We start from the raw sequence: 2,051 nt of genomic DNA, 5'->3' as shown, positions 1-2,051 counted from the left end.
CATGGTCTTGCCGAGCGATGCCGGGGAGTCGGCGACGGCGATGCCGGCGGCCTTCAGCGCCTCGATCTTGTGGTCGGCGGTGTCATGGCCGCCGGAGATCACGGCGCCGGCATGGCCCATGCGGCGGCCCGGCGGCGCGGTGCGGCCGGCGATGAAGCCGACCACCGGCTTGGTCGTGCCCGAGGCCTTCAGGAACTCCGCCCCCATCACCTCGGCGTCGCCGCCGATCTCGCCGATCATGATGATGCCCTCGGTCTCCGGGTCGCCCAGGAACAGCTCCAGCGCGTCGACGAAGCTGGTCCCGTTCACCGGGTCGCCGCCGATGCCGATGCAGGTGGTCTGGCCCAGGCCCGCCGCCGTGGTCTGCGCCACCGCCTCATAGGTCAGCGTGCCCGACCGGCTGACGATGCCGATCTTGCCGCGCCGGTGGATGTGGCCGGGCATGATGCCGATCTTGCACTCGCCCGGCGTGATCACGCCCGGGCAGTTCGGCCCGATCAGACGGGTGGCCGAGCCGGCCAGGGCGCGCTTGACCTTGACCATGTCCAGGACCGGGATGCCCTCGGTGATGCACACCACCAGCGGGATCCCGGCGTCGATCGCCTCCAGGATCGCGTCGGCGGCAAACGGCGGCGGCACGTAGATCACGCTGGCATTGGCGCCGGTCTGGTCCACCGCCTGGGCCACGGTGTCGAACACCGGCAGGTCGAGGTGGCGGGTGCCGCCCTTGCCCGGGGTGACGCCGCCGACCATGCGGGTGCCGTAGGCGATCGCCTGCTCGGAGTGGAAGGTGCCCTGGGCCCCGGTGAAGCCCTGGCACAGCACCTTGGTGTTCTTGTCGACGAGAACGGCCATCACGCGGCCTCCTTCACGGCACGGACGATCTTCACTGCGGCGTCGCCGAGGTCGTCGGCCGACAGGATCGGCAGCCCGCTCTCGGCCAGGATCTGCTTGCCGCGCTCGACATTGGTGCCTTCCAGCCGCACCACCAAGGGCACGTGCAGCGACACCTCGCGCGCGGCCTCGACCACGCCCTCGGCGATCACGTCGCAGCGCATGATGCCGCCGAAGATGTTGACCAGGATGCCTTCGACATTCGGGTCCGACAGGATCAGCTTGAACGCCGTGGTCACCCGCTCGCGCGTGGCGCCGCCGCCGACATCCAGGAAGTTGGCCGGCTCGCCGCCCTCCAGCTTGATGATGTCCATGGTCGCCATGGCCAGGCCGGCGCCGTTGACCATGCAGCCGATGTTGCCGTCCAGCTTGACGTAGTTCAGCGAGGCCTTCTCCGCCTCGGTCTCGGTCGGGTCCTGCTCGCTCTCGTCGCGCAGCTCCTCGACCTCCTTGTGCCGGAACAGGGCGTTGTCGTCGAAGCCCATCTTGGCGTCGAGCGCGATCAGCTGCCCGGCCCCGGTCACCACCAGCGGGTTGATCTCCACCATCGAGGCGTCGAGATCGTTGAAGGCCTTGTACAGCGCCTTCAGGAAGCCGACCGCCGCATTCACCTGCTTGCCCTCCAGCCCGAGGCCGAAGGCGACCTTCCGGGCGTGGAAATCCGACAGGCCGGTGGCCGGGTCGACCGCGATGGTCTGGATCTTCTCCGGCGTGGCCTCCGCCACCTCCTCGATCGCCATGCCGCCCTCGGTCGAGGCGATGATCGTCACCCGGCCGCTCTTGCGGTCGACCAGCAGCGACAGATACAGCTCGCGGGCGATGTCGCAGCCTTCCTCGACATAGATCCGGCCGACCTCCTTGCCCGCCGGCCCGGTCTGCACCGTCACCAGCGTCCGGCCCAGCATCGCCTCGGCCGCCGCCGCGACATCCGCCGTCGACTTCACCACCCGGACGCCGCCCTTGCCCTGCGGATCCTCCTGGAAGTGGCCCTTGCCGCGGCCGCCCGCATGGATCTGCGCCTTGACGACAAAAACCGCGCCGCCGAGACCCTCCGCCACGCGCACCGCCTCCTCCGGCGTGTACGCCACCCCGCCGCGCGGCACCGGAACGCCATAGCGCCCCAGCAGCCCCTTCGCCTGATATTCGTGGATGTTCAT

Annotated in this window: 2 protein-coding genes; both read right to left on the bottom strand. The window is 69.7% G+C overall.

The genetic code is table 11. From position 1 onward, the window contains the following. Positions 1–855, bottom strand: an 855-nt coding sequence (sucD, locus tag ACTOWL_RS37790; protein ID WP_441326452.1) for a succinate--CoA ligase subunit alpha, incomplete at its 3' end; no start/stop codon positions are given. Then, on the bottom strand, positions 855–2,051 hold a 1,197-nt coding region (gene sucC, locus ACTOWL_RS37785; RefSeq protein ID WP_441326451.1), incomplete at its 5' end, for an ADP-forming succinate--CoA ligase subunit beta. The genes sucD and sucC, both read right to left, overlap by 1 nt.

Source organism: Inquilinus sp. CA228 (genome assembly GCF_052078665.1).
Taxonomy (GTDB): Bacteria; Pseudomonadota; Alphaproteobacteria; order DSM-16000; family Inquilinaceae; genus Inquilinus.
Note: the sequence above shows the minus strand (reverse complement) of the source record. Positions and strands in the feature narration are given on the sequence as shown.